The sequence below is a fragment of the Parageobacillus sp. G301 genome, assembly GCF_030268025.1.
In the GTDB taxonomy this organism is placed as follows: Bacteria; Bacillota; Bacilli; order Bacillales; family Anoxybacillaceae; genus Parageobacillus_B; species Parageobacillus_B toebii.
The window spans coordinates 484,633-507,105 of the sequence record NZ_BSDB01000002.1; the positions used below are offsets into that span (position 1 = coordinate 484,633).

Annotated in this window: 21 protein-coding genes and 4 pseudogenes; 21 read left to right on the forward strand and 4 right to left on the reverse strand. The window is 43.1% G+C overall.

The window, feature by feature from the left end:
* The first annotated feature begins 60 nt into the window (after positions 1 to 60).
* From uvrB to QSJ37_RS11105, 10 genes are all read left to right on the forward strand, one after another.
* Positions 61 to 2,040 carry an excinuclease ABC subunit UvrB gene (gene uvrB / locus QSJ37_RS11060; RefSeq protein ID WP_285755203.1) on the forward strand — a complete coding sequence of 660 codons (1,980 nt, stop codon included), beginning with the start codon at positions 61 to 63 and terminating at the stop codon, positions 2,038 to 2,040.
* Positions 2,041 to 2,049: 9 nt separating this feature from the next.
* Complete coding sequence (uvrA, locus tag QSJ37_RS11065) at positions 2,050 to 4,914, forward strand: excinuclease ABC subunit UvrA (protein ID WP_285755204.1); 2,865 nt, start codon at positions 2,050 to 2,052, stop codon at positions 4,912 to 4,914.
* Positions 4,915 to 5,002: 88 nt separating this feature from the next.
* Complete coding sequence (locus QSJ37_RS11070) at positions 5,003 to 5,329, forward strand: magnetosome magnetite crystal formation protein family (RefSeq protein ID WP_285755205.1); 327 nt, start codon at positions 5,003 to 5,005, stop codon at positions 5,327 to 5,329.
* A 21-nt stretch (positions 5,330 to 5,350) separates the two neighbouring features.
* Complete coding sequence (locus QSJ37_RS11075; RefSeq protein ID WP_285755206.1) at positions 5,351 to 6,430, forward strand: DUF4097 family beta strand repeat-containing protein; 1,080 nt, start codon at positions 5,351 to 5,353, stop codon at positions 6,428 to 6,430.
* Between the two features lie 33 nt (positions 6,431 to 6,463).
* The gene (locus QSJ37_RS11080) at positions 6,464 to 6,823 is read left to right on the forward strand and encodes a phage holin family protein (RefSeq protein ID WP_205424417.1); all 360 of its coding nucleotides are present in this window, start codon (positions 6,464 to 6,466) and stop codon (positions 6,821 to 6,823) included.
* A gap of 100 nt (positions 6,824 to 6,923) precedes the next feature.
* A complete protein-coding gene (gene hprK, locus QSJ37_RS11085) occupies positions 6,924 to 7,859 on the forward strand; it encodes an HPr(Ser) kinase/phosphatase (RefSeq protein WP_285755207.1) in 936 nt (311 codons plus the stop codon).
* 20 nt (positions 7,860 to 7,879) lie between these two features.
* Positions 7,880 to 8,689, forward strand: coding sequence for a prolipoprotein diacylglyceryl transferase (gene lgt / locus QSJ37_RS11090; protein ID WP_285755208.1), 810 nt, complete (start codon positions 7,880 to 7,882; stop codon positions 8,687 to 8,689).
* Positions 8,690 to 8,705: 16 nt separating this feature from the next.
* Complete coding sequence (locus QSJ37_RS11095; RefSeq protein WP_285755209.1) at positions 8,706 to 9,644, forward strand: nucleoside recognition domain-containing protein; 939 nt, start codon at positions 8,706 to 8,708, stop codon at positions 9,642 to 9,644.
* A complete protein-coding gene (gene ppaX / locus QSJ37_RS11100; RefSeq protein WP_285755211.1) occupies positions 9,641 to 10,288 on the forward strand; it encodes a pyrophosphatase PpaX in 648 nt (215 codons plus the stop codon). The genes QSJ37_RS11095 and ppaX overlap by 4 nt, the downstream gene beginning before the upstream one ends.
* Positions 10,285 to 10,803 carry an acyltransferase gene (locus QSJ37_RS11105; RefSeq protein WP_285755212.1) on the forward strand — a complete coding sequence of 173 codons (519 nt, stop codon included), beginning with the start codon at positions 10,285 to 10,287 and terminating at the stop codon, positions 10,801 to 10,803. Before ppaX ends, QSJ37_RS11105 begins: the two co-directional genes overlap by 4 nt.
* Positions 10,804 to 11,017: 214 nt before the next feature.
* On the opposite strand, the gene QSJ37_RS11110 is transcribed toward QSJ37_RS11105, so the two are convergent.
* Entirely contained in the window at positions 11,018 to 11,473 is a 456-nt protein-coding gene (locus QSJ37_RS11110) for a MarR family winged helix-turn-helix transcriptional regulator (RefSeq protein WP_285755214.1), read from the reverse strand.
* Between the two features lie 250 nt (positions 11,474 to 11,723).
* Here QSJ37_RS11110 and QSJ37_RS11115 point away from each other — a divergent pair, with 250 nt between their 5' ends.
* The 6 genes and pseudogenes from QSJ37_RS11115 to QSJ37_RS11140 all read left to right on the forward strand — a co-directional run bounded on the left by QSJ37_RS11115 (position 11,724) and on the right by QSJ37_RS11140 (position 15,185).
* On the forward strand, positions 11,724 to 11,906 hold the full coding sequence (locus QSJ37_RS11115) for a hypothetical protein (protein ID WP_043906059.1): 183 nt from the start codon (positions 11,724 to 11,726) through the stop codon (positions 11,904 to 11,906).
* Positions 11,882 to 12,343, forward strand: a pseudogene (locus tag QSJ37_RS11120) (RHS repeat-associated core domain-containing protein); the annotation flags it as partial. The gene QSJ37_RS11115 and the pseudogene QSJ37_RS11120, both read left to right, overlap by 25 nt.
* 108 nt (positions 12,344 to 12,451) lie before the next feature.
* Positions 12,452 to 13,318: a leucine-rich repeat domain-containing protein gene (locus QSJ37_RS11125; RefSeq protein ID WP_285755215.1), complete on the forward strand. Its 867-nt coding sequence runs from the start codon at positions 12,452 to 12,454 to the stop codon at positions 13,316 to 13,318.
* Between the two features lie 19 nt (positions 13,319 to 13,337).
* Positions 13,338 to 13,418 (forward strand): annotated as a pseudogene (locus QSJ37_RS11130) (ribonuclease E inhibitor RraB); the annotation flags it as partial.
* Positions 13,419 to 13,511: 93 nt separating this feature from the next.
* Positions 13,512 to 14,312 (forward strand): annotated as a pseudogene (locus QSJ37_RS18105) (RHS repeat-associated core domain-containing protein); the annotation flags it as partial.
* 459 nt (positions 14,313 to 14,771) lie between these two features.
* Entirely contained in the window at positions 14,772 to 15,185 is a 414-nt protein-coding gene (locus QSJ37_RS11140; protein ID WP_285755216.1) for a hypothetical protein, read from the forward strand.
* 191 nt (positions 15,186 to 15,376) lie between these two features.
* On the opposite strand, the gene QSJ37_RS11145 is transcribed toward QSJ37_RS11140, so the two are convergent.
* From QSJ37_RS11145 to QSJ37_RS11155, 3 genes and pseudogenes are all read right to left on the reverse strand, one after another.
* On the reverse strand, positions 15,377 to 16,177 hold the full coding sequence (locus QSJ37_RS11145) for an ExeA family protein (RefSeq protein WP_011229854.1): 801 nt from the start codon (positions 16,175 to 16,177) through the stop codon (positions 15,377 to 15,379).
* Positions 16,170 to 17,401 (reverse strand): annotated as a pseudogene (locus tag QSJ37_RS11150) (IS481 family transposase). The gene QSJ37_RS11145 and the pseudogene QSJ37_RS11150 overlap by 8 nt, the downstream one beginning before the upstream one ends.
* 149 nt (positions 17,402 to 17,550) lie before the next feature.
* On the reverse strand, positions 17,551 to 18,114 hold the full coding sequence (locus QSJ37_RS11155; RefSeq protein ID WP_285755218.1) for a DUF6431 domain-containing protein: 564 nt from the start codon (positions 18,112 to 18,114) through the stop codon (positions 17,551 to 17,553).
* Positions 18,115 to 18,856: 742 nt separating this feature from the next.
* On the opposite strand from QSJ37_RS11155, the gene QSJ37_RS11160 reads away from it, so the two are divergent.
* The 5 genes from QSJ37_RS11160 to QSJ37_RS11175 all read left to right on the forward strand — a co-directional run bounded on the left by QSJ37_RS11160 (position 18,857) and on the right by QSJ37_RS11175 (position 22,461).
* On the forward strand, positions 18,857 to 19,144 hold the full coding sequence (locus QSJ37_RS11160) for a hypothetical protein (protein WP_244380311.1): 288 nt from the start codon (positions 18,857 to 18,859) through the stop codon (positions 19,142 to 19,144).
* An 88-nt stretch (positions 19,145 to 19,232) separates the two neighbouring features.
* Positions 19,233 to 19,394 (forward strand): hypothetical protein, encoded by a 162-nt coding sequence (locus QSJ37_RS17965; RefSeq protein ID WP_352177323.1) that lies wholly within the window; start codon positions 19,233 to 19,235, stop codon positions 19,392 to 19,394.
* Between the two features lie 11 nt (positions 19,395 to 19,405).
* Complete coding sequence (locus QSJ37_RS11165; RefSeq protein WP_244380310.1) at positions 19,406 to 19,864, forward strand: DUF4304 domain-containing protein; 459 nt, start codon at positions 19,406 to 19,408, stop codon at positions 19,862 to 19,864.
* Positions 19,865 to 20,122: 258 nt separating this feature from the next.
* Entirely contained in the window at positions 20,123 to 21,289 is a 1,167-nt protein-coding gene (locus tag QSJ37_RS11170; RefSeq protein ID WP_285755219.1) for an IS256 family transposase, read from the forward strand.
* Positions 21,290 to 21,546: 257 nt separating this feature from the next.
* Positions 21,547 to 22,461: a hypothetical protein gene (locus tag QSJ37_RS11175; RefSeq protein ID WP_285755220.1), complete on the forward strand. Its 915-nt coding sequence runs from the start codon at positions 21,547 to 21,549 to the stop codon at positions 22,459 to 22,461.
* Positions 22,462 to 22,473 lie beyond the last annotated feature (12 nt).

A 22,473-nucleotide genomic window follows, 5' to 3' on the forward strand; every position in this document is an offset into this window, starting at 1 on the left:
TCTTTTTTAACAATGTGTTACAATGAAAATTAAGATGAAACGAAACAGGAGGTCGAATCCGTGGGGGACCGTTTTGAATTAGTGTCGGCATATAAGCCTCAAGGAGATCAACCACAAGCGATTGCAAAATTGGTCGAAGGAATTCGAAAAGGAGTAAAGCATCAAACGCTGTTGGGGGCAACAGGAACGGGAAAAACGTTTACGATTTCCAACGTCATTAAAGAGGTGAACAAACCGACGCTTGTGATTGCCCATAATAAAACGTTAGCGGGGCAGCTGTACAGCGAGTTAAAAGAGTTTTTTCCAAACAACGCGGTTGAATATTTTGTCAGCTATTACGATTATTATCAGCCGGAGGCGTATGTGCCGCAGACCGATACGTATATTGAAAAAGATGCAAGCATTAACGACGAAATTGATAAGCTGCGGCACTCGGCAACATCAGCGCTATTTGAGCGGCGCGATGTGATTATTGTCGCCAGTGTATCGTGCATTTACGGATTAGGGTCACCGGAAGAATATCGCGAACTGGTCGTGTCGTTGCGCGTCGGGATGGAAATCGAGCGCAACGCTTTATTGCGCCGCCTTGTCGATATCCAATATGAACGGAACGACATTGATTTTCAGCGCGGAACGTTCCGCGTTCGTGGGGATGTCGTCGAGATTTTTCCTGCTTCTCGGGACGAGCATTGTATTCGCGTTGAATTTTTTGGCGATGAAATTGACCGCATTCGCGAAGTTGACGCATTGACGGGGGAAATTATCGCAGAACGCGAGCATGTCGCGATTTTCCCGGCATCCCACTTCGTTACGCGTGAAGAAAAAATGCGTTTAGCGATCGAAAATATTGAAAAAGAATTAGAAGAGCGGTTGCGCGAATTGCGGGAACAAGGAAAACTGTTAGAAGCGCAGCGGCTCGAGCAGCGGACGCGTTACGATTTAGAGATGATGAGAGAAATGGGCTTTTGCTCGGGGATTGAAAACTACTCCCGGCATTTAGCGTTGCGTCCGCCAGGCTCGACTCCATATACACTGCTTGATTATTTTCCAGATGATTTTTTGATTATCATCGATGAGTCACACGTGACATTGCCGCAAATTCGCGGCATGTACAACGGAGACCGGGCGCGCAAGCAAGTGCTTGTCGATCACGGCTTCCGTCTGCCGTCTGCGCTCGATAACCGTCCGTTAACGTTTGAGGAGTTTGAACAAAAAATCAACCAAATTATTTATGTTTCCGCGACACCTGGTCCGTACGAGCTGGAACATAGCCCGGAAGTCGTGGAACAAATTATTCGTCCGACAGGGCTGTTGGATCCGACGATTGACGTTCGTCCGATTGAAGGGCAAATCGATGATTTAATCGGGGAAATTCATGAGCGGATCAAGCGAAATGAACGCACTCTCGTTACAACGTTAACGAAGAAAATGGCGGAAGATTTAACAGATTACTTAAAAGAAGTCGGCATTAAAGTCGCGTATTTACATTCCGAAATTAAAACGCTCGAGCGCATTGAAATTATTCGCGATTTGCGCATGGGCAAATACGATGTGCTCGTCGGGATTAACTTGTTGCGGGAAGGATTGGATATCCCGGAAGTATCGCTTGTCGCCATTCTCGATGCGGATAAAGAAGGATTTTTGCGCTCGGAACGTTCGCTTATTCAAACGATTGGGCGTGCGGCGCGAAACGCCAACGGCCATGTCATTATGTATGCCGATACGATAACAAAATCGATGGAAATTGCCATCAACGAAACGAAACGGCGCCGCGCGATTCAAGAAGCGTATAACAAAAAGCACGGCATTGTGCCGCAGACGGTGAAGAAAGAAATTCGCGATGTCATCCGTGCGACTTATGCAGCGGAAGAGAAAGAAACGTACGATACGAAACCGTCTTACGGCAAGATGACAAAGAAAGAACGAGAAAAACTTATTGCCGATTTAGAAAAAGAAATGAAAGAAGCAGCAAAAGCGCTTGATTTCGAGCGTGCTGCCCAATTGCGTGATATTATTTTTGAGTTAAAAGCGGAAGGATGATTGGAGTCTATGGCAACCGATAAAATCATCGTGAAAGGCGCAAGAGCTCATAATTTAAAGAATATCGATGTGGAAATTCCACGCGATAAGCTCGTCGTATTGACAGGATTGTCCGGCTCGGGGAAATCGTCGCTTGCGTTTGATACGATTTATGCGGAAGGGCAGCGGCGGTACGTCGAATCATTGTCGGCGTACGCCCGCCAGTTTTTAGGGCAAATGGATAAGCCGGATGTCGATGCGATTGAAGGGCTGTCGCCGGCCATTTCGATTGACCAAAAAACAACGAGCCGCAATCCGCGTTCTACTGTCGGAACCGTCACGGAAATTTACGATTATTTGCGGCTTTTGTTTGCCCGCATCGGCCGGCCTGTTTGCCCAGAACATGGCATTGAAATTAAGTCACAAACGATCGAACAAATGGTCGATCGGCTTCTTGCTTATCCGGAACGAACAAAAATGCAAATTCTCGCTCCCGTCGTTTCCGGGCGGAAAGGAACGCACGCAAAAACGCTGGAAGATATTCGAAAACAAGGATATGTGCGCGTGCGCGTGGACGGAGAAATGCGGGAACTCACGGAAGATATTGAACTTGAGAAAAATAAAAAACATTCGATTGAGGTCGTCGTGGACCGCATTATTATTAAGGAAGGAATTGCTACACGTTTGGCCGATTCATTAGAGACGGCCTTGAAGCTTGCAGACGGAAAAGTGCTTATTGATGTCATTGGCGAGGAAGAGCTGTTGTTTAGTGAAAAGCATGCATGTCCGTATTGCGGCTTCTCGATTGGAGAGCTAGAGCCGCGCATGTTTTCATTTAACAGTCCGTACGGCGCCTGCCCGGACTGCGATGGACTTGGCGCGAAGCTTGAGGTGGATCCGGATTTAGTCATCCCCAATGATGAACTGACGCTGCGCGAGCATGCGATTGCTCCATGGGAGCCGCAAAGCTCACAATATTATCCGCAGCTGTTAGAAGCGGTGTGCAACCATTACGGCATTGACATGGATGTGCCGGTAAAAGATTTGCCGAAGGAGCAGCTTGATAAAATTTTATACGGAAGCGGCGGCGAGAAAATTTACTTTCGCTACCAGAACGATTTCGGACAAGTTCGCGAGCAGTATATCGTTTTTGAAGGCGTTATTCCGAACGTCGAGCGCCGTTACCGTGAAACAAGCTCTGATTATGTTCGCGAACAAATGGAGAAATATATGGCGCAGCAGCCATGCCCGACTTGTAAAGGAAACCGCCTGAAAAAAGAAAGCCTCGCCGTGCTTGTCGGCGGCAAACATATCGGCGAAGTGACGGCATTATCCGTTACGGAGGCGCTCGAGTTTTTCCAAAACTTGCAGTTAAGCGAAAAAGAAAAGAAAATCGCCCATCTCATTTTGCGTGAAATACGTGAGCGGCTCGGCTTTTTAAAGAACGTCGGCCTCGACTATTTAACATTAAACCGTTCTGCTGGAACGCTTTCCGGCGGAGAAGCGCAGCGCATTCGTCTAGCGACGCAAATCGGCTCGCGCTTAACAGGAGTTCTGTATGTTTTGGACGAGCCGTCGATCGGACTTCATCAGCGCGATAATGACCGCTTGATTGCAACGTTAAAAAGCATGCGCGATATCGGCAATACGCTTATTGTTGTCGAACATGATGAAGATACGATGCTTGCCGCGGATTATTTAATTGATATTGGACCGGGTGCGGGTATTCATGGCGGCGAGGTTGTCGCTGCTGGAACGCCGCAAGAAGTGATGGACAATCCAAACTCGCTGACTGGACAATATTTATCAGGGAAAAAATTCATCCCGATCCCAGCCGAGCGCCGCAAGCCGGACGGACGCTGGGTCGAAATTGTTGGCGCGAAGGAAAATAACTTAAAAAACGTGTCTGTTAAAATTCCGCTTGGTACATTTGTCGCGGTCACGGGCGTATCTGGTTCTGGAAAAAGCACGCTCGTCAATGAAATTTTGTATAAGGCGCTTGCGCAAAAACTGCATGGCGCGAAGGCAAAGCCAGGCGAGCATAAAACGATTAAAGGGCTTGAGCATTTAGATAAAGTTATTGATATTGACCAATCGCCGATCGGTCGTACGCCGCGTTCCAATCCAGCGACATATACCGGCGTATTTGACGACATTCGTGAAGTGTTCGCGGCGACGAATGAAGCGAAAGTGCGCGGATATAAAAAAGGCCGATTCAGCTTCAACGTGAAAGGCGGACGGTGTGAAGCGTGCCGCGGGGACGGCATTATTAAAATTGAGATGCACTTTTTGCCGGATGTGTACGTTCCATGCGAAGTATGTCATGGTAAACGGTATAACCGTGAGACGCTGGAAGTAACGTACAAAGGAAAAAATATTGCGGAAGTGCTCGATATGACCGTGGAAGACGCACTTGAGTTTTTTGAAAATATCCCGAAAATTAAACGGAAATTACAGACGCTATATGATGTCGGCTTAGGGTATATGAAGCTTGGACAGCCGGCAACGACATTGTCGGGAGGAGAAGCACAGCGTGTCAAGTTAGCATCCGAATTGCATCGCCGCTCAAATGGCCGGACGCTCTATATTTTAGATGAGCCAACGACCGGGCTTCACGTCGATGATATTTCCCGTTTATTGAAAGTGTTGCAGCGCTTAGTTGATAATGGGGATACCGTTCTTGTGATTGAGCATAATCTCGATGTCATTAAAACGGCGGACTACATTATCGATCTCGGGCCAGAAGGCGGCGATCATGGCGGGCAAATTGTCGCGAAAGGAACGCCGGAAGAAGTGGCCGAAGTAGAAAGTTCGTATACCGGTCGCTATTTAAAACCGATATTGGAGCGCGACCGTGAACGAATGCGCGCGTTATATGAAACGGCAAGGGCATAGCCTTTGCCGTTTTGTTTTTCTTTAAATCGCATCTCCTGAGAAACTTTTCTAGATCGCGGTCGTATATAAAAACAAAGGGGGAGTTTTCGTGAATTCCAATAAAGTGCTTGCATCATTATGTTACTTCAGTATTTTCTTTGCTGGATTCATCTTTCCGATTGTCGTTTACTTTGTCGCCGATGATCAAGCAGTGAAACAACACGCGAAAAAAGCGTTTCTTTCCCATTTGATTCCAGCCGCGACCATTTTGTTGTTTATCATCAGTGCTATTTTTGCTGGATTGACAGGGGGAGGCAGCGATGTGTCATTTTGGGTCGGCAGCGGCCTAGTATGGCTCGGTTTTGTTATAGCGGGGGTCGTCAACTTGGTCGTTGTAGTTTGGAATATTATCAAAGGGATTCAAGTGTTGAAATGAGATAATGGGAGGGGATCGCCCATGGAAAAGAAAAAACGCATATTAAAAATGGTGAAGGAAGGGAAAATTACAATAGAAGAGGCGCTTACGCTGCTTGAACAGCTGGATGAACAAAAAAGCAGTGTTGGCCCGTTTGAACTTCTTCATGTATCCGGATCGCATTCGCATTCAAAGCAACATTCCGTAAAAATGGCTTCGTTGAAAGAAAAACTATTTGATTTTTTAGACACGACCGTAAAAAAAGTGAAAGAGTTTGACCTTCCATTTGCCAATGCGTTTGAAGTAAGACATATTTTTCAACAAAGTAATGTGGCTTTGCAGAACATCGATGTGCATATCGCCAATGGAAATATCAAGGTAGTGCCATGGGATCAAGCGGACGTTCGAATCGAATGTGAAACAAAAGTATATCGTTCTGAATCGCTCGATGCGGCGCGGCGGTCATTTATAGAAGAGTCGTTGTTTCTTGTGCAAAATGAGCACTTCCGATTTTCCGTTTCGAAACCGTTTATGAAAACAAATGCGATCATTTATGTTCCGCAAACACGTTATCAAGGCGCAAAATTTCGCCTTTTTAACGGGGATATCGGCATCGAGCGTCTGCATGCAAACGAGTTGCATATCAAAAACGTAAACGGTTCGATCACACTTCAGCGTTTGCTTGCAGAAGAAGCGGAATTAGAGACGGCAAATGGGGCAATTGTATTGGAACATAGCGCGATCGAGGAAGTCGAAGCAGAAACGATTCATGGAGAAATTAAACTGAACGGGGATTACCGCTACGTGCGTTTACGGACATTCAGCGGAGGAATTACGTATGCAACGGGAAGAAAAGATGGGGTTATTACCGGAAAAACGGTAACGGGAAACATTACATTGTTTCTTCCTTGCGATATATGTTTAGAAGGAGAAATGAGAACGAACCTTGGTGGATTGATCTGCGAGCATCCGAACGTATCACCTGTGGAGGAAAAACAAGAAACTGCGCAAAAAACGATTCGTTTTGCGTGTGAAAATTCCTCCAAACCGCCGCTTCATATTTGCGCGGATTCGAAAGCAGGATCGATTTCGCTGCAAATGATGGAGGGCAGTAGTGAGTAACAGAAGACAATCATGAAAAGACGGTGATGGTAGATGATCAATTGGTTAATCGGTGTATTTGTGAATACGGTTTTATTGGCGGCGATTGATGGATATTTTGATTCCATTCGATTTAGCGGCATCGGCGCCGCTTTTATCGCCAGCATGATTTTATCCATTTTAAACGTTGTCGTGCGTCCCATTTTAATTTTATTAACATTGCCTGTAACGATTTTAACACTTGGATTGTTTCTATTTGTCATTAATGCCATTACCTTGATGATGACAGCAGCATTAATGGGGAATGCGTTTGAAATAAACGGGTTTGGCACCGCACTGCTTGCTTCGATTGTTCTTTCCTTTTTCCATTTACTTATTGAAAAAGCGATCATTGAGCCGTTGCGGCAAAAATAAGTATAAGAGGCGGAACGAAGGGATCCGCCTCTTTTTGATTCAACGCAAGAAAGAAAAGTGCTAAAATGGAAAAAGACAAAGAAAGGGGAGAAATGCCGACATGCCGAAAGTGCGTACAAAAGATATTATCGAAAAGTTTCAGTTGGAATTAGTAAGCGGAGCGGAAGGAATTCATCGTCCGATTACGACAAGCGATTTGTCTCGTCCTGGTATTGAAATGGCAGGTTATTTCACGTATTATCCAGCAGAGCGAATTCAATTATTAGGAAAAACAGAGCTTTCATTTTATGAAACGTTAAGCCCGGAAGAGAAAAAGATGAGAATGGAGCGGCTTTGTACTGATATTACTCCGGGGATTATCATATCGCGCGGATTGGAAGTGCCGCCGGAACTGATCGAAGCTTCCGAACGGCAATCGGTGCCGGTGATGCGTTCGACGATGAAAACGACCCGTCTTTCGAGCCGTTTGACGAACTATTTAGAAAGTAAATTGGCTCCGACAACGGCTGTCCATGGCGTGTTGGTCGACGTTTACGGCGTCGGAGTATTAATTACAGGAAAAAGCGGGGTCGGCAAAAGTGAAACAGCTTTGGAATTAGTCAAGCGCGGCCATCGGCTTGTCGCGGATGACTGTGTGGAAATTCGCCAAGAAGATGAAGGGGTGCTCGTTGGCAGCGCGCCGGAGTTGATTGAACATTTGCTGGAAATTCGCGGGTTAGGCATTATTAATATGATGACATTATTTGGCGCTGGAGCGGTGCGGACGCATAAACGCATTTCGTTAGTGATCGATTTGGAACTTTGGGATCCAAATAAACAATATGATCGTCTCGGATTGGAAGAAGAAAAAGTAAAAATTTTGGATACAGAATTAACGAAATTAACGATACCGGTTCGGCCGGGACGAAATTTAGCTGTGATTGTCGAAGTGGCCGCGATGAATTTCCGTTTGAAACGGATGGGGGTCAACGCAGCGGAAGAGTTTTCCGCGCGTCTAACCGATGCGATTGAAGATGGCGAACATGATTACGAATAACAGTTAGGAGGAATGAGCGAATGGATTCGACGATTCAGCCGCTAGACCGTGTTTTTTTACACCTCGGTCCGATCACGATTTATTGGTATGGTGTCATTATCGGAACGGGGGTATTGATCGGATTATGGCTGGCGACAAGAGAAGGGGCGCGGCGCGGACTCCCGAAAGAAACATTTGTCGACCTCGTCTTGTTCGCAGTGCCGATCGCGATTTTGTGCGCGCGCGCCTATTACGTGATTTTTGAATGGGATTATTATTCAAAACATTTATCGGAAATCCCGCAAATTTGGGAAGGCGGTCTTGCAATTCACGGCGGATTGATCGGCGCGGTCGCAACAGGGGCCGTTTTTGCGAAAGTGAGAGGGCTTTCGTTTTGGAAGCTGGCGGACATTGCGGCGCCAAGCATTATCTTAGGGCAGGCGATCGGGCGCTGGGGCAATTTTATGAACCAAGAGGCGCATGGCGGTCCGGTAACGCGGGAGTTTCTCGAAAGCTTGCATTTACCGGATTTTATTATTAATCAAATGTATATTAACGGACAATATTACCATCCGACCTTTTTGTACGAATCGCTTTGGAATTTAGCGGGCTTTTTGCTGCTGTTGTGGCTGCGGCGCGTTAATTTGCGGCGAGGAGAGTTATTCCTCAGCTATCTTATTTGGTATTCCATCGGACGTTTCTTTATTGAAGGAATGCGCACCGATAGTTTAATGCTAGCGGGCCATCTTCGCATCGCGCAAGTCGTTTCCGTTGCGCTCATTATACTTTCAGTCTGTTTATGGGTATTTCGCAGAGTAAAAGGATTAGCAAAAGAGCGGTATAACGATTAGAAAAGGGGAGAAGAGAATGGTCGGAATATTACAAAGGGGATTCGCGGTTGGCCTGCAAACGACGTGGACGCTCGGAAAAGTGATTTTTCCCATTACGCTCATCATGTCCATTTTACAGCATACCCCCGTGCTGCAATGGATCATTCAGCTGGTAACTCCATTTATGAAATGGATCGGGCTTCCGGGAGATGCGGCCATCCCGCTTGTGCTCGGCAACTTATTAAACTTGTACGCCGCAATTGGCGCCATACTGACACTGCACTTAACAGTAAAAGAAGTATTGATTTTGGCGGTTATGCTTTCGTTTTCCCATAACTTGCTCATCGAGTCGACCGTCGCGTCGCGCACCGGTATGAGCGTTGCGCTAATGGTTATTGTTCGCGTCGGGCTCGCGCTTGTTTCCGCTCTATTGATTCATTATCTTTGGCAAGGAGGAAGTGAAACGGCGCAATACGGCTTTGTTTCCAATTCTCCAGAGCAGCTGACAAGCTGGGGAGCTATTTTGCTTGCCGGGTTGAAAAAGGCGTGCCTTGGGATTGTGCAGTTAGCGATGATTGTTATTCCGCTTATGATTGGGATTCAAATATTAAAAGAGCTAAAATGGATTCATATTTTTTCGCGTTGGATGGCGCCGGTGATGAAATTGCTCGGTATGAAAGAAAATACCTCTTTGACATTGGCGGCCGGACTCGTGTTCGGTTTAGCGTATGGTGCGGGAGTGATGATTCAGGCGGTAAAAGAAGACGGCGTATCAAAACGCGATTTAACATTGGCCTTTATTTTTCTTGTGTCCTGCCACGCCGTTATAGAAGATACGCTCGTATTTGTTCCGCTTGGAATTCCGGTATGGCCGCTGCTTGTCATTCGGCTGGTCACCGCTATTTTATTAACCATGCTTATTAGCTTTATTTGGAATCGTGTCGAAGATACAAAAAGGAAGGAAGCTGCAGTATGACCATTCGTACAATATTATTTGATCTCGATGGAACATTGATCGATACCAATGAATTAATTATTCAATCGTTTTTACATACGTTAGAAAAATATTATCCAGGCAAATATAAACGCGAGGATGTCTTGCCGTTTATTGGCCCTCCGCTTTATGAAACGTTCAACGCATTGGATCCGTCGCGCGTACAAGAAATGATTGATACGTATCGCGCATTCAATCATGCGCAGCATGACGCGCTCATCCGTGAATTTGAAACGGTGTATGAAACGATTGAAACGCTGCATCAAAACGGGTTTCGTCTCGGCGTGGTAACAACAAAAATTCATCAAACAGCAGTGATGGGATTAAAGAAAACGAGACTAGAACCATTTTTCGACTGCGTCATTGGGCTCGATGACGTCAAACATGCAAAGCCGGACCCAGAGCCAATTTATAAAGCGCTGGACTTGCTGCAATCCACGCCGGATGAAGCGTTAATGGTCGGCGACAATTATCACGATATTTTAGCGGGAAAACGCGCTGGCACGAAAACGGCAGGAGTAGCATGGGCGATTAAAGGACGGGAGTACTTGGAACAATATGAACCGGATTTTATGCTTGAAAAAATGAGCGATTTGCTGGCGATTGTAGGAGTGAAAAACGGGTGAGGCGGACGACGAAATATCCGGTATCAGGAGCCAATTCCTTATGGCAAATTTATAAAACGGTGTCGTTTTGGAAAGTGCTTAAAAACGTGATCATCATCCAGATCGGGCGCTACACGCCGTTTTTAGCGGTAAAAAACTGGCTGTACCGCACGTTTTTGCGCATGAAAATCGGAGAAAAAACGGCGCTTGCCTTTATGGTCATGCCGGATATTATGTTTCCAGAAAAAATTCAAATCGGCCGCAATTGCATCATTGGCTACAATACGACGATTTTGGCGCATGAATATTTAATTGATGAATACCGCCTTGGCGATGTGATTATTGGGGACGAAGTGATGATCGGCGCCAACTCGACGGTGCTTCCCGGGGTGGTGATTGGCGATCGCGCCGTCGTCGCCGCCGGCACGGTCGTCCATAAAGATGTGCCTGCCGGTGCGTTTGTCGCCGGCAATCCGATGCGCATCGTTTATACGAAAGAAGAAATGGAACGAAGAAAAGGTCATTCTAATGAATAGGTTCAGTCTCCCACCTACTTTATGTAGAGGTGGGAGATTGGCTTCTCCTTCATCCAGCAAGCTCCACAGTTCCCGAGGTTAATTTGGCAGATTGTTAACAATTAGATTTCTTCCCAAAATCATTCCTTTCCCACCTTTTGTCCAATTAAGATCTCATCCTAAAATTGTAAGTTTTAGCTTCCATTGTTTCATGCACAATGCCGTTCGGAAAAGCCTACTCGAGCTTGTCCATAATTCGAATCATTTTGGTGATCGCATAGTCCAAGTCCATCAAGTCATCCTCGCTGAGTTTCCCTAACTTGTCGCAAAATAGATGATAAATTTCCTCCCAGCGCTTTTTTACGATGTCTTTCCCTTTTTCGGTCAGCGTGAGTATAACAACTCGTCGATCAGCAGCATCTTGCTCTTTTATTACATAGTCTTTTTCCTCCAATTTTCGAATCAGAGGGGTCAACTGCTGTTTGGAAATTCTTAAGTGTTGGGCCAGCTCCGTCATCGAAATTCCGGTCTTTGCATGGAACAGAGCTTCCAAAATGTGAAACTGCAAAGGAGTTAAATCCGATTTTTTTTTCGGAACCGGAGTAGCCTGGATGATCGGTTTGAAAACTTTGTTATCAAACAGAGGAAGAAGTTGGGCAAAGCTTTCAGCGATTTTTTGAATCCGTGTCATTTGTATGCATCCTTTCTTTTTTCAAAAGCGCATTGACATTTAGTAAACGATTATTTATTTTCCGAAGATAAAAGTAAATATTTTTATTAAATATTTTTGGGTTTATAGAAAATATTTATTTACTAAAGTTAGTTTATCGTGATGCGAATCACAATGCAATTTCATTTGTCGCCAAGGTAAGTTGCAAAATAATACAAACCTAACCGGTTGGTTGTATGATTTCTCAAAAATAAGGAAGAGAGGTTCTTTCATGATTTCATCTGGCTTAATTTTTGGGGGTTATCCGTTTAGTGTGGCGGGGAAGCCGACAGGCTTAGCAGTTGGGCCGAAGGATGATGATGAGAAAATTTATTTGGCATTAAAAGAGCTTCAAGGGACAGCAAAAACATTATTACCTAGAACCTATACGGCCGACGCATCCAAAAGAATGTGAATGGTGTCATTACGAACTACCATTACCAAGACGACAGCCTAAACGTTCTGTATGAAACCGATGCGGATGGAAATGTGGTAAGATCATATATATACGGAGAAAACGGGCAACTCCTTGCCATGAAAAAAGGCAATGCGACGTATTTTTACCACTATAACGCGCATGGGGATGTCATCGCCCTGACGGATGAACAAGGAAACATTGTTGCCCGCTATCAATACGATGCGTGGGGGAATATTCTTTCCCAATCCGGTGCCTTGGCGGACGAAAACCCATACCGATATGCGGGGTACCAATATGACAAAGAAACGGGTCTGTACTATCTGATCGCCCGGTACTACCACCCAACGCATGGCGTGTTCCTTTCTTTGGATCTAGACCCAGGGGATGAGGACGATATCCTCACGCAGAATGGGTATGCGTATGTGAACAACAATCATAAGTAAAAAGTGTGTTTAAAATAGTTTGACAAAAGCGTCTTCCCATTCAATTCTTGATGGAAGACGCTCATTGTCTTAACTTGCACCTATGTTTTAGGAGGAGTTATGTATAAAATGTTTGAAATAGACGGAATTAAAATCAAACAAGAACCGACTGGGAATATAATTACAGTAAAATCTGAAAAATTAGATTTATGTATCGACATCATTAATCGTTATGATATCAAGAGAATAAATATAAGGGATGGCAGTTATCACTACCAAGATATTGATTTTCTAGAAAAATGTCCGAATGTTGAAGAGGTTTATATTCGCCATTATAATCTTCAAGACTACTCGGGGCTCTATTCAATCAAAAATTTAAAAATTTTGGCGTTAGATGAAACCAAGAGTAAGATTGATTTGAATTTTGAAAAACTTTCCACCCTGCAAATCTTATACGTTGATTGGCAGCCGAAAATGAAAGGGCTGCGTTTTTTAAAAAACTTGAAGGAATTACAGCTGTTTAGGTTTAGTTCTAAAAATAAAGATCTTGGGGATTTAGCGGGTTTATCTCAATTAGAAACGCTTATTCTTACACATGGAAACATCGAAACTTTGAAAGGAATTGAAGAACTGAAGAGTTTAAAAAATCTTCAGCTAAATTATATCCGCGGATTAGCTGATATAGACAGCATTAAGTTTCTTCGCGAGTTAGAGTACTTGGAAATACAGTCTTGTAAGAAAATTAAAAGCTTCGAGTGTATAAAAGAGTTAAGAAAATTAAAAAAGTTGATACTGGACAAAGTTGGCGATATTCCTTCACTCAGTTTTGTTAAAAATTTAAAATATTTAAAACATTTAGCTTTTGTCGAATGTAACGTAGTGGATGGTGATTTAAGTTACTGTCAAGGAATTGAATACGTATATTTTACACAAAAGAAACATTACTCGCATAAATTAAAAGATTTTAATTCAATCATTAGCGAATAACAAGAGAGGAGAATTTTTGATGAGATTTCCTAAAGATGAAGACGGGCAAACGTTGGAACTATTATATAAAAACGGTATTGATTTTAATAAAAAGCATCTACGAGAAACAAAATCAAAAATGGTGCATTTAGTCTTTTTAAGGTTATCCCGTGATTAAGGGATAACCTTTTTATTGTACAGTGAAGACAGTTGACGAATTCAAAAGAATGTGAATGGCGTCGTTACGAACTACCATTACCAAGGCGACAGCCTAAACGTTCTGTATGAAACCGATGCGAGCGGAAATGTGGTAAGATCGTATGTATACGGAGAAAACGGTCAGCTGTTGGCGATGAAAAAAGGTGGTGCTACGTACTTCTACCACTATAACGCCCATGGCGATGTCATCGCCTTAACGGATGCGCAAGGAAACATCGTCGCGCGCTATCAATACGATGCGTGGGGGAACATTCTTTCCCAATCCGGTGCCTTGGCGGACGAAAACCCATACCGATATGCGGGGTACCAATATGACAACGAAACGGGTCTCTATTACTTAATTGCCCGGTACTATCATCCAACGCATGGCGTGTTCCTTTCTTTGGATCCAGACCCAGGGGATGCGGACGATATCCTCACACAAAACGGCTATACGTACGCAAACAACAATCCGGTGATGTATGTTGACCCAGATGGAAACAAATCAAAAAGAAATAATCCAGCAGACACAGTCCTATCGGCAACTACAGCGCTAGTTTCTCTTGTAACTGCTTTACGTGAAATGGGAATATACTTTTTGAGAGTAAGCTGGCATGCTGCAGAAAGAATGGTTGAAAGAAAAGTTGTTTCTAAGATGATAGCCAAGGCTATAAAACATGGTAAAGTATATTATGATCCTTGGTATGGTTCATATGTATATTATTACAATGGTTTAGCTATTGCGGTTACCAAAGATAAGATAATAACAACTGTTTATTGGGGAAAGCCTAAAAAAAGACGGATAAAAATAAAATAACTCGTTTGGAAGGAAGATCATTAACTATGTTTTTTAAAAAACGTTGTAATCACTAAAGAGCCTATAAAGTAGAAGCAGATTTTGCTGATCCTATTTGGTGTGCAGATTGTAATTAGAATTTTGATATTGATGATTTGCCAATCTCTGAGGAATTAAAGACGGAATTTGTACAATGGATAGTAGAATATCAGAAAGAAATTCCATTACTAAAGGAACAGTCATCTGAATATTTACAAGAATTTATATCTAAACATAATGACAAGGGAAGAAGATTAACAGAAAGATTAATAAAGGAACTAGGGGGGAATATATCCATAACTTTTGTCCCTATTTCTCAAATCTAAATTTTCCACCCAAGGGTTCAAATGCTCATTGAACTCTTGGGTGAAGTATTTTACAAAAAGCTTAGCATAATTATTATTAGAATTGTCTAGGTAAAATTATGTGGAGGCGGTAAGATTGGAATTTGTATTTCATGTTATAAAAAACGTGAATAGTGATTTATCAATGATTAGGTTATCAATACATGGAGTGATTGTTCACTTTTTAAAACAATATGAGCATCGTATTAATGTTGACTTAAGTAAATTGCTGAAAATAAAGGTTGATGATTTTATTTATTTTTACGAAGAAGAAGTTCAAGAAATACGGGAGATTAGCAAAGATTTACTTAATGAGCTTAAAAGCGGCCGTTTAGATCATGAGATTGTGGAATATAGGCAACAATATGGGATGAACGAAGACGATATTAGCAAAGAGGATTTAATAGAGCTTGCATTGCATCTTTGTCATCTCTGTGATACGACTCTTAGTACCGGAAAATTGCTTATGGCATATGGATCGGCTTTCGATTGGATTTCTACTGGAGTGTAAATTAGCACATTATTTCAGAATCCCTTTTTCAAATTATTTCGGACGGATTCGGAAATAATGTGCAAAATCTTTGCGAATTATTCCAGGTTTTGCAGATTATTTCCGAACGTTTGCACATTATTTCGGATGATTAACTAGAATGAGGATGGATCGGGATGAAACATAACAGGGGCCGATCAGCCCCTGCTGTGTCAGTACCCCATTTCTTCGGCTGCCATACGCACAATGTCTTCGTCAATCATATGTTTTTTTAATTGAGCGCCGTATAACAGGCAAGTGGTGGCGAGGTTGTTGATGATCCGCGGCCACCCCTGCGACTGCAGGGCAATCGCTTCTAAGGCAGCTGGGGTAAAAATCGGGTGTTTCGCCCCCGCCTGTTTCAGGCGGTGTTCGATATATCCTACCACTTCTTCCTTATCAAGAGGCCCCATCTGGTATCGCATGATGATTCGTTGGTGAAGCGGACGGTGTTGATTCAACCGTAGTTTTGCCTGTAAATGGGGCAGCCCCGCCAAAATCAAGACAAACGGATTCGTTGAGTCCATGTGAAAGTTGAACAGGATCGCGATATCCTGCAGAAAGGCATCCTTCGCTAAATGCATTTCATCGAGGATGAACACTGACGTTACCCGTTGTTCATGATACAAGCGCTCGATCCCTTGTTGGATTTGATAAAACAAGTCGACCTTGCGGTACTTCGGCTCTTCCCCGAGCCCGAAGGCAAGGCCGCGATAAAAGTCCATCACGCTTCCCGTTGACAATGGAAAATAAACGACGTGATACAGTGACGGATTCAGGGATTCCTTAAATGCCCGAAGGGCGAATGTCTTGCCGGCCCCTGGTTCACCAATCAATAGCCCGATCCCTCTTGTTCGTTTCACGTAGTCCAAAGCGGCGAGGGCCTCTTGATACGAGGCCCCTTGATAAGCCTCTGGTGGATTCGTCTCCTTCGAAAACGGCTCTCGGGAAAGGGAATAAAACGTTTTATACATCGTTTTCGCCTCCCTCTACCGGAACCGTCGCAAACGGTGACCGATGGCGTTTCACATAGGCATTGTCCTCGAAGCGAACAAGGACCGCTTCGGCGACCCGTTGACCGTCTTCGTACACATACACGCCTTGTTCATCATAACGGAGTTCGATCGATTGTCCGATGAACCGGAGCGGAACTTCATACAGCTGCTTGTTCAACGTGACCGTACCATCGGCCTTCACTTTACGGTATTCGCGTTTCAAAAAGATCGAGTCGAGCCAATCCGAATCCTCGACGAACGACACCAAATGGACTTGCGATTGAAACACTTCATGTGGCGTCTTCCCGTTCAACGAGGCATGCGGTTTTCGATGGTAATCTTCCTCCAACCACTTCCAAAATCGCTCGTTTAGCTCTTCGAGCGACTTCGGTGAATTCATTTCGAGCAACGGGTAAAACCGCGTCTGTACGGTGCGGAAAAATCGTTCGATTTTCCCTTTGCTTTGCGGATCGTACGGCTGGGTATGGATCAAGGTGATCCCTAACTCCGCGCAGGCGTACTGCAAGGGTTCCGCCCGATAAATCTTGCCGTTATCCGAGTAAATTCGCTTCGGCTTTCCGTATCGAAGCAGCGCTTCCTTGGTTACGATCCGCAACCCGTCAAATTTCTCGGAAGAGAAAAACTGAGCGTACGGCACGACCCGCGAGCAGTCATCGATATAGGCAATCAAAAACGTTTTTTGCGTTTTGCCATTCACGCGAATCAACGGGCCATGGGACAAATCACCTTGCCAGAGCTCATTGACCTGATCGTACGCGAATCGTTTTCGTTCAGGAATCGGTAAAATTTCTTTCCCCACGAGGTTGTATTTTTTTAAAAGTCGGTATATAGTGAAATAAGAGATGGATTGGATTTCCCCCTGCTCGATAAGGTGTTGGTAAAACACCGTCACGGGCATGTGGGGGTGTTTTTTTCTCAGGGCTAAAATGTGATCCTCTTCTTCAGGTGACAGCCTCCGGGAATGGCCACGGTCCGACCGTCGTTTAAGCCCCCTTTTTTGTACTGCGTGCACCAGTCGAGGATCGTTTTGGCGGCGATGCGTTTCTCTCCATGGTGGGGAACTTGATGGATCCGTTCCGCTACTTCCTTCAAGTACGTTTTTGGATCGACTTGTCCATTCACCAATGGAGCGATCAATCCATACCGAAATAAAGCGATCTCCTGTCTCATCGACTCATTCATTTCGATCTCCTCCTTCGTTCATCCCATTCTAGGACCTTATCGGTCCATCCTGTCTCTATCCTATCGGATCATTCCCCGACCGTCGAGAGGAAAGGTTTGTGGAATCTATAAATGATTCCATATAAGGGTATAAGGGGATATAAGTAAAATCAGGAACTGAATGTACGTGCAAAAAGATGCGTCGATCGGTGCTCCCATATCTCTTGGATGACGAAAAAGAGGCCGATCTCCTCCATCGTCTGGATCCACCATAGGGCTCGTTCTCTCGCTTGGGCGATGGCAGGACCAATTTTTCTCCAGCGCTCCGCAAAAAACCAATGAAGGTGGTTCAAATTTCGAAATAAACGTCGGACATAAAATAAAACCCCTTCATCCGTAGGAAGGAGTGGAGCCTCCTCCATCCCCCGTTTCGGAGTCAGGCCCAACCGTTCTTTCACCACTCTCCATATGGTGGGCAACGTATACTGAAAATAGGGGAGAAGAAATGAAGGCAACACGGCCACCGTCCTCCTGCACTCCGGGCAGTGATACCGAGCGATCCAAATGCGATAAGACTGATGCGACGTCACGGCATTTCGTTCGTAGTACCCATGGCGATAAAGAGGTCGTTTTGCCTGGCAATGAGGGCACCGCTTAAGAAGGGGAAAGTCGTTTTGTTTTCCCCGCTGGGCATATGTCTGGACATCGACCTGAAAGTCATTAAACCGAATCACGTCCTCGTCCCCCCTCTGGAAATCACCCATGTCCCATTCCGAAATAATTCACAAAAAATTTAGCACATTCTTTCGGAAAGGGGGAGAGGGATATTCCGAAGGAATGTGCAAAAAAGAGTCTTTTTTGTGCGGAAATAAAGTGATAATTTACACTGGAGATTAAATAAACATTTAATAGTTTTTATGTTTCGGTGTAGAATGGATCATCACACCCGGAGGTTATTTAATTACAAACTAATGAGTTGAACTGAGATTTTGGGGGTTCAATTGCTTATGTCGCAATGCATTCCTTACACGATACTATCAGCATAGTGATTGGAAACACAATCGCCAACTTTACGTATAATCTAGAAGACTTGCGGAAAACAAAAACGGTCAACAGAGTAATATACTATTACCACACTATGACGGGTCGAATTTAATCCGTATCACCGATGATAATGGGCAAACTATTTGGGTGTTTATATGGGCGAATGGAAAGCCGAACAATGTTACAAATCACAACGGTGACACGTTCTAGTATGTAACAAACTACCGCGGCGATGTCGTTTGCATCGTGGATGATATAGGAGCAACGGTAGCTTCCTATAGCTACGGTCCATGGGGCAAAGACCTGTCTGCTTCGGAAGATGCGGCTATAGATGGATAACCACTTGGGTATGTGGGGGATTATTATGACAAAGAAACGAAATTATATTATCTCCAAGCACGGTAATATGATCCGGAGACGGTGAGGTTTCTTTTGAGAGACCCATATCCGGGAGATAAAGATGATCCAACCACTCAAAATGGATATACGTATGCGAACAACAATCCGGTGATGCTGATCGATCCGGATGGGCATTTTTTCTGGTTTGCGGTTAACGCCGGATTTGCGGCGATGGGTATAAGGCGTATAAAACCGGCAGAGGATGGATGTATGTCGCCAAAAAAACGGCCCTCGGTGCGATTGATGGAGGAAGGTTTAAACTTGTTAGAAATACAGCTAGGTATATTATTAGAAGTAGAGCATATACAAAATCTAGTTTAAAACTTGGTCGACAGATTCATAAACAATATATGGCTCATTTGCATAATCCAGCAAAAGGAAGGATTAAAGAATATAGAGACATACCAGTATTCATCCAGATTTTGTAGACCTCAATACAAGAACAATCTATGAATTAAAGCCTTATAATCCTAAAGCAATAGCTCAAGGAAAGCGACAGTTAAGAAAATATAAGCGAGCATTCAAACAAAAAATTGGATTAAAATGGAAAACAGTTTTGCATCTTTATTAAGGGGTGATAAAATGGATGAATCTGAATTTATAAAATATTTAGATGAGTTATTTAAAGCTCATTCTTTTAAAAAGAAGGGGACTCAGTGGAGTTTTAGTAATGACGAGATTATAAAAATAATTAAATTAGCAAAATCAAGATATGGTAATTATTACTATATTGATTATGGGTTTATTATAAAAAAACTGGAACTTGATGGTCTTTTGATGCATGTTTACCATGTATTAGGTTCTTCGGATGAGAAAGAAAATGCAAGAATTATGGAGTTATTAGATTTTGATATTTCTATAGCTGATGAAGATAGAAAGAAAGAACTAAAAAAGTTTATTGAAAGGGAAATATTAGGATTGTTTAGTCGTATTAATAATGAACAAGATCTGTTATTGGAGTTAAAGAAACGCGCTCATTTAAATGATATTCCATTATGCGTGAAAAAATATTTTGAGTTAGAAGATGTCGATGAATGTTAAGAGTGTTTTATTTCGAGTTAGAACGAAGTAACAGATGTGCTTTAGCGTACTAACCTTAGGAGAGTATATACCTCTCTTAAGGTTTTTCTCTTTTTTAAGAAAAGTTTGCCGAAATCTAGCTTATGAAAGGAAATCTGCGGGTGACAAACGATGATGTATAAAATTTTGTGTAAAGCATTTTGCTAGGCAAAAAGAAAAAAGGTAGGGTATTCTCTGATTTGGACCACAACACATTCCAGAGAAAGGAGAACCCTACCTATGTCTAAAAGTATACCGAATGTCGACTGGGCAAATCAACTGGAAAATGTCATTCGTCAGTTTGTAAAGGAAAAATTAGAACTGATCATGCGGGAAGAAATCAAGAATTTCCTCGAAATAGAACAGGCCGGAACATCAAATATGAGAAACGGCTACTATCAACGAAATCTAGATACGCAATATGGCCGGATTGAAGGTCTTTTGGTCCCTAGAGACCGAAACGGAGAATTTCAAACCCAATTGTTCGCTCCTTACCAACGCCACACCGGCTGGCTCGAGGAAGCCGTCATCAGAATGTATCAAAGTGGCGTGAGTACGCGTGAAATTGGCAAGTTTATTGAACAAATTTTAGGCAATGCCTATTCTCCTGCAACGATCAGCCGTATTACCGATGTAGTGAAGGAAGACATCGAGAAATGGCACACTCGTCCACTGCACAAGCGTTATTCCGTCTTATATTTGGATGGCTTATACGTAAAACTTCGTCGCGAAACCGTGGAGAAAGAAGTCATTTATGTGGTGTTAGGGGTGAACGAAGAAGGATATCGCGAAATTCTTGATTTCTTTGTGGGAGGACAGGAAAGTGCCTATGTATGGCAGGAGATTCTTCAACAACTATACAACAGGGGCGTCAAGGAAGTGCTTCTGGGCGTATTCGATGGACTACCTGGGTTGGAGGAAGCCTTTAAGGCGGTGTATCCGAAAGCCGATGTACAGCGTTGTGTCGTTCACAAAGTCCGTAACACGCTCAGTCGTGTTCGGAAAAAAGACCAATTCGAAATGGCGGAAGATTTGAAACTCATTTATCGATCTCCGAATAAAACAATGGCACTGGAGATGTTTCAACAGTTTGAATCGAAATGGTCAAGCAAGTATCCGAGAGAAGTCCAATCTTGGGCCAATGAATTGGATGTCCTCCTTACATTTATGGATTATCCAAGCAGTATTCGAAGTGTGATTTACACGACCAATGCCATCGAACGAATGATCAAGGAGATTCGGAAACGTCTCAAGCCCATGAACAGTTTGAGCAGTTTAGAAGCCGCTGAAAAAATCGTGTATTTGACGATTCAAGATTTTAACGAGAAATGGGCAGGAAGAAAGTTACGAGGATTTGCCGAAGCGCATGAAGCTCTTCAACGAATGTTTGAAGAACGTTATTGTTAACCAAATATTGTAAATAAACAAAATAAGGGGATTCTCCCTTTCCGCACAAGAGACTGAATATTCAGTCTCTTGTGTGGAGGAAATATCCCCCCTCTATTCTAAATCCATTTCAGAGATACCCTATCTATCTTACATTACACAAAATTCTTGACGGTACCAAGCCGGCGCATGGATTATAATTAGGGCAAGTTATTAAAGATATTTTGGGCCACACACTCAGAGTGTGTCCCTCTTTGATAGTTTTAGGGGTGAAAAATATGAATCAATATGAGGGGACGGTTGGAAATTTAGTTAATAATTTCAATGAGCATAATATAGATATAGTTGCTCAAGATTTAGCTAAGATGGGAAGAGACATAATTACTATCCTACAAAAATACTTTTATAAAGTAGATCCTACTGGCAAGATTGGTATATTAGAAACATTGAAATTATTAAATGACAGTAGTGTAATCCCTTTTCTGAAAACTATTCTTGAAGATGAGACAGAGATATTTTTTGTTAAAGCTTATGCAGAAAGTGTATTGGATTTTTTAGAGGGTAAGGAAACTCAATTAAAAAGAAAGATTCACAATTTATCTAAAAAAAGTGGCACGGATTTAATCGCAGATATAGCTATGATAGGAGTAATTGGCGATTATAACGCTATAAGAGAATTAGACAAAATCAAGACGGATAACAAAGAGGTACTGGAACAAATCAAGGTAGCAAAATTACAAATAATGTGTGGAATAGAAGAAATAATCAAGGAGTACAGAAAACCAGATTCCCGTTATTCTCATAAAGCATTAGCAGAGGCTATTTATCATTCATTTGATTATCCAGAAGCATCAAAAGTTATAATAGAAGATCTCTTTAGTGAGGAATTTGAGCGTATTTTTAGTGCCGTTACTCTACTTGCTTTCGCGGAAAAATTTCCTAAGGACAAAGTTACCAGGGATGTAGTAAATAAGTTCTTTGAAATTTTAACGGGTGATTTTAATACAACACTAAAGAATCATGCCATACTTGCAATAGGTAGATATGGAAATACTGATGATGCATCAAGGCTTGAAAGAATTGTTGAGGAAAAAAAGTATTTAACAAAAAAGAAATTTTGGAAATGGCTAAGTGAAAGCGCACTATTAGACGATATCAAAATCACAATAAAGAAATTGAAACGAAAGAAATAGACGATTCACACT

Coding starts and splice junctions, on each gene's coding strand:
- uvrA (WP_285755204.1), top strand. CDS start 2,050: ATGGCAACCGATAAAATCATCGTGAAAGGCGCAAGAGCTCATAATTTA.
- QSJ37_RS11075 (WP_285755206.1), top strand. CDS start 5,351: ATGGAAAAGAAAAAACGCATATTAAAAATGGTGAAGGAAGGGAAAATT.
- QSJ37_RS11080 (WP_205424417.1), top strand. CDS start 6,464: ATGATCAATTGGTTAATCGGTGTATTTGTGAATACGGTTTTATTGGCG.
- hprK (WP_285755207.1), top strand. CDS start 6,924: ATGCCGAAAGTGCGTACAAAAGATATTATCGAAAAGTTTCAGTTGGAA.
- lgt (WP_285755208.1), top strand. CDS start 7,880: ATGGATTCGACGATTCAGCCGCTAGACCGTGTTTTTTTACACCTCGGT.
- QSJ37_RS11095 (WP_285755209.1), top strand. CDS start 8,706: ATGGTCGGAATATTACAAAGGGGATTCGCGGTTGGCCTGCAAACGACG.
- ppaX (WP_285755211.1), top strand. CDS start 9,641: ATGACCATTCGTACAATATTATTTGATCTCGATGGAACATTGATCGAT.
- QSJ37_RS11110 (WP_285755214.1), bottom strand. CDS start 11,473: ATGACACGGATTCAAAAAATCGCTGAAAGCTTTGCCCAACTTCTTCCT.
- QSJ37_RS11115 (WP_043906059.1), top strand. CDS start 11,724: ATGATTTCATCTGGCTTAATTTTTGGGGGTTATCCGTTTAGTGTGGCG.
- QSJ37_RS11125 (WP_285755215.1), top strand. CDS start 12,452: ATGTATAAAATGTTTGAAATAGACGGAATTAAAATCAAACAAGAACCG.
- QSJ37_RS11145 (WP_011229854.1), bottom strand. CDS start 16,177: ATGTATAAAACGTTTTATTCCCTTTCCCGAGAGCCGTTTTCGAAGGAG.
- QSJ37_RS11165 (WP_244380310.1), top strand. CDS start 19,406: ATGGATGAATCTGAATTTATAAAATATTTAGATGAGTTATTTAAAGCT.
- QSJ37_RS11170 (WP_285755219.1), top strand. CDS start 20,123: ATGTCTAAAAGTATACCGAATGTCGACTGGGCAAATCAACTGGAAAAT.
- QSJ37_RS11175 (WP_285755220.1), top strand. CDS start 21,547: ATGAATCAATATGAGGGGACGGTTGGAAATTTAGTTAATAATTTCAAT.